The sequence below is a fragment of the Candidatus Neomarinimicrobiota bacterium genome (genome assembly GCA_021157965.1).
Taxonomy (GTDB): Bacteria; Fidelibacterota; Fidelibacteria; order Fidelibacterales; family Fidelibacteraceae; genus Fidelibacter.
This window is the reverse complement of record JAGGVO010000050.1, coordinates 1-4515: the sequence shown is the minus strand read 5'-3', so window position 1 is coordinate 4515 and position 4515 is coordinate 1. Positions and strand designations below refer to the sequence as shown.

The window sequence follows — 4515 nt, the reverse complement described above, 5'->3', positions numbered from 1 at the left end:
TGTCTGAAAGATTCAGCCAATGTGATGTATACCAAGAGGTAGATGTATTATAGTTTAGGTATGTATATACTGAGATCCGGGTTTCGTGCCGTTTGAGGTATGTGGCAGCAATGAATCTCTGGCACGGATGCTTCAACGTTTAAACGTTTAAACGTTTAAACGTTTAAACGTTTTTGTTAAATTCAAAAAAATTTACGGGGGTTATCATGGCTTTCCATATTATACAGGATCTTCCCAGACCGGAAGAAATGCTTAAGGAACTTCCCCTGCCGGAATCCTTGAGACGGGTTAAGGAAGATAGGGATGAAGCGGTTTCCATGATTATCCGTGGCGAATCGTCCGCTTTTCTTGTGATTGTAGGTCCCTGTTCTGCCCATGACCCGGATGCAGTCTGTGAATATGTGTCCCGCCTGGCAGGCGTTCAGGAGAAAGTCCGGGATTCTCTGCTTCTCATTCCCCGCATTTATACCAATAAGCCCCGTACCCTGGGTACAGGCTATAAAGGCATGCTCCATCAGCCCAATCCTATGGCAAAACCCAATATTGTGGAAGGGATCAAAGCCCTGCGTAAAATGCATATCCGGGCTATGGCAGAATCCCACCTGTCTGCCGCCGATGAAATGCTCTACCCCGGGAATTATCCTTATGTGGAGGACCTGCTCTCCTATGTTGCCATTGGTGCACGGTCAGTGGCAAATCAGCAACACCGACTCACAGTAAGTGGATTGGATATTCCCGTGGGAATGAAAAATCCCACATCCGGTGAAGTCCGGGTGATGCTGGAATCCATCTATGCCGCCCAGCATTCACATGTGTTTGTTTATAACAATAAAGAAGTCCGGACAGATGGAAATCCTTTAGCCCATGGTGTTCTCCGGGGCGCTGTGGATCCTTCGGGAATACGTGTCCCCAACTATCATTATGAAGACCTTCTCCGAATCAGTTATTTCTATTTGAAACAGGAACTGAAAAATCCCTCCCTCATTGTGGATGTCAACCATGATAATTCCAATAAACGCTATGAAGAACAACCACGCATCGCCATGGAGGTGATGCAAAGCCGTTATCACAACCCCGAATTAAAAAAAATCATTAAAGGGTTGATGATTGAAAGTTATCTCGTGGGTGGACGACAGGAATCAAGCGGCACGGTGTTTGGCAAATCCATTACCGATCCGTGCCTCGGATGGAATGAAACGGAACAACTCCTTCTGAAAATTGCCGAAGAAGCCGCCCGTTAGAAATTTAGTTTTTATAAGATTTGTAAAAAATTATCTCTTTTTAATCTTTACGGAGTAGGGCCGGTTTATCAGGATTGTGCTCAGTATTCAATTGCCATTTTATAGTATTCAAAAATTCCGGCATCTTCGGTGTTTAAGGTGTTCTTTTTGAATACTGAGCGCTGCGAATCAACGTTTAAACATTTAAACATTTAAACGTTTAAACGTTTTCATTGCTTTTTAAGAAAAAAAACGGGAATTTCCCGCCGTGATGTTAAAGATACGCACAATACAAAAAATTCCCAACTGACATAGAGGATCCCATGGCTGAATCCACCAAAAGCGGCATTGATATCGATCTTGGAAATCAATGCTCCCGCACCGCTTATTCATGGGCAAAAAAAAGTTTTATGCATCGTCCCCCCGGATCAGGTAACCCTTTGATGGCAGTAGATGGTGTTTTTTCCAATGTCATGGACTATCGCGGAGTTAAGGTGGGGATTTCGTCGGATGGTATCGGGACGAAAATCGAATTGGCTGAGCGGACCGGTATCTATGATACCCTGGGTTTCGATCTGGTTGCCATGACAGCCGATGACCTGGCAGCCAACGGTATTGAGGCTGTCAATCTTTCCAATATTCTGGATGTGGATTTTCTTGATCATGAGATTGTAGATGCTCTGATGGGCGGACTCTATAAGGCGGTTAAGCTTGCCCGTATGACCGTAACCGGCGGTGAAATAGCTGAACTGGGCGGGCGAATTGGCGGATATGGAGACCGCATGCACTTTAACTGGTGTTCCACGGCGACAGGACTCATTCCTGAAGGATCCGAGCTCATTGACGGTTCGAATATCCGTCCCGGCCAGATGGTGGTTTCCCTGGCCTCCCGGGGATTCCGGAGCAATGGATTTTCCCTGATCCGGAAAGTGATGCATGAGGCCTTTGGTCCGGAATGGCATACCAAATCATGGTCCGAAAATCAATCCTGGGGAGAAATCCTGCTGACCCCATCCCGGATTTTTGCTCCCTTGATTACCGATTTGATGAAAGCCCGTGTGCCACTCTACGGCATCGCCCATATCACCGGTGGCGGGATCGGTGAAAATTTTACCCGGGTGTTGAAAAGTTCAGGTTTTGGTGCGGATCTGAATACCCTTTTTGACCCCCACCCCGTGATGAAGAAAATTCAGGAACTGGGAGCCATTCCCGAAAAAACCGCATACCGCCTTTGGAATATGGGAAACGGTATGCTTCTGGTGTCCGATGAACACGCATTCACTGCCCTCTCTGAACTGGCCGGAAAATATGAATACCCCGTCCAACGAGCAGGTTTTATTGTTTCTGATCCGCGCATTTGCTTATACTCCCGGGGCAATGATCCCCAACAACTTGAGTATCTCCTAAGGTAAAGGAGCCTTTTGTGCCACAGACGTATTTTATCCAACTCATTCTGAAAGATCATATCAGAGACGTTACCGGCGAGCGGGTGGAATATTCCGCAAAACGCTATCTGCACCTGGATACGGGCAGGGTAAAATCCTCCAAAATGTTTACCGTCAATCTTGATATATCCCCTGAAGAAATCCGACTTTTTGCTGAAACCGTCCTCCGTGACCCGGTGATGCAGGATGTTTATATCGGCACTTTTTACCCGGCGGAGGGATTTGCGCGCAAACTGCTGATTGCCAAACGTCCCGGGGTGACGGACGACGAGGGAATCTCGGCGCAAAAAGCCCTGGGCGATACCCTGAACCGGGAATTTTCCACCCATGTCCAGCAGATTTATACCGCAGATCTCTATTATTTTGAAAAACCGGTGGCTCAAAACGATTTAATCAAACTGGGAGAGGAACTTCTGGGAAATCCTCTGATCAACCACTTTGAAGCCGGACCGGTTTCTGAGCCTATCACTTATGTACCGGATGTGCGTATCGAAACCCGGACTGAAATAAAAACAATTCCCGTGAATCTTGAGGATGATGCCCTCCTCCGGCTCTCCACGGACATGTTGCTGTCATTAAATCCGGATGAGATGAAGGCCATCCGGGACTATTTTTCCCGGGAGGATGTCCGGGCGGCAAGGGGAAGGGCAGGCCTTGATGAAAATCCTACCGATTGTGAACTGGAAATTTTAGGGCAAACATGGTCCGAACACTGCAAGCATAAGGAATTCAATGCCCTGATTCATTTCCGGGATGAGGAAAATGGGAAAGATGAAATCATCGATTCCCTGTTTAAAACCTACATCCGGAAATCGACCGACATCATCCGGAAACGCTTTGAAAAAGCGGGAAATCCCTGGCTTCTGAAGGTTTTTACGGATAATGCCGGTGTGGTCAGGATCAATAATAAATCCTGCTTTATCTGGAAAGTGGAAACGCATAATTCACCATCAGCACTGGATCCTTATGGCGGAGCATTGACAGGTATTGTAGGTGTTAACCGGGATCCTTTGGGGACCGGTATCGGCGGATCAAAATTGCTTTTCAATACCAATGTCCTCTGTTTTGGAAACCCGAATCACCCGGGTAAACTACTGCCCGGACAACTGCATCCAAGGCGCATCATGACCGGTGTGGTAAAAGGCATTGAAGACGGAGGTAATAAATCGGGTATTCCCACGATTAACGGGTCTGTCATATTTGATGACCGCTTCAGCGGAAAACCCCTGGTTTTTTGCGGCACGGCGGCGGTAATGCCCCTTAAATACGGCGAACGCCCCACCTGGGTTAAAACCATTGATCCCGGGGATCGGATTGTCATGGCCGGCGGACGCGTAGGGAAGGACGGCATTCACGGCGCCACGTTTTCCTCCCTGGAAATCGATGAACACTCGCCACGATCCGCCGTACAGATCGGATCCCCCATCACCCAGAAAAACATGTCCGATTTCATGGTGGATGCCGCCCGGGAGGGACTGATTAAATGTTCCACCGATAACGGGGCCGGCGGGCTCTCATCCTCCATCGGCGAACTGGCACAGATTTCCGGAGGAGCAGAGGTCTATCTGCATAAAGTGCCCCTCAAATATCCCGGTCTCCGGCCCTGGGAAATTTTTGTTTCCGAATCCCAAGAGCGGATGACACTGGTCATTGAACCGGATAAAAAGGAAAAGATTTTTGAACTGGCACGCCTTTATGATGTGGAAGTGACGGATATCGGTCAGTTTACCAATTCGGGCAATCTAAAACTTTTTTATAAGGACCAAATCGCGGCCCTTTTGGATCTGGATTTTCTCCATAATGGCGTGCCCCGGAAACAGCTTGAGGCAGTATGGCAAAAACCCTTGGTT

3 protein-coding genes are annotated in these 4515 nt (G+C 47.8%); all 3 read left to right on the top strand.

Annotated elements, in window-relative coordinates:
• Positions 1 to 206: 206 nt before the first annotated feature.
• Positions 207 to 1241 (top strand): 3-deoxy-7-phosphoheptulonate synthase, encoded by a 1035-nt coding sequence (locus J7K63_08335; GenBank protein MCD6235026.1) that lies wholly within the window; start codon positions 207 to 209, stop codon positions 1239 to 1241.
• Between the two features lie 302 nt (positions 1242 to 1543).
• Complete coding sequence (locus J7K63_08330) at positions 1544 to 2632, top strand: phosphoribosylformylglycinamidine cyclo-ligase (protein MCD6235025.1); 1089 nt, start codon at positions 1544 to 1546, stop codon at positions 2630 to 2632.
• 11 nt (positions 2633 to 2643) lie between these two features.
• Positions 2644 to 4515 (top strand): phosphoribosylformylglycinamidine synthase (locus J7K63_08325; GenBank protein MCD6235024.1); only part of this gene is annotated, 1872 nt, incomplete at its 3' end.

Bases quoted from the DNA above. Each gene is read 5' to 3' on its own strand.
- J7K63_08335 (MCD6235026.1), top strand. From the start codon at position 207: ATGGCTTTCCATATTATACAGGATCTTCCCAGACCGGAAGAAATGCTT.
- J7K63_08330 (MCD6235025.1), top strand. From the start codon at position 1,544: ATGGCTGAATCCACCAAAAGCGGCATTGATATCGATCTTGGAAATCAA.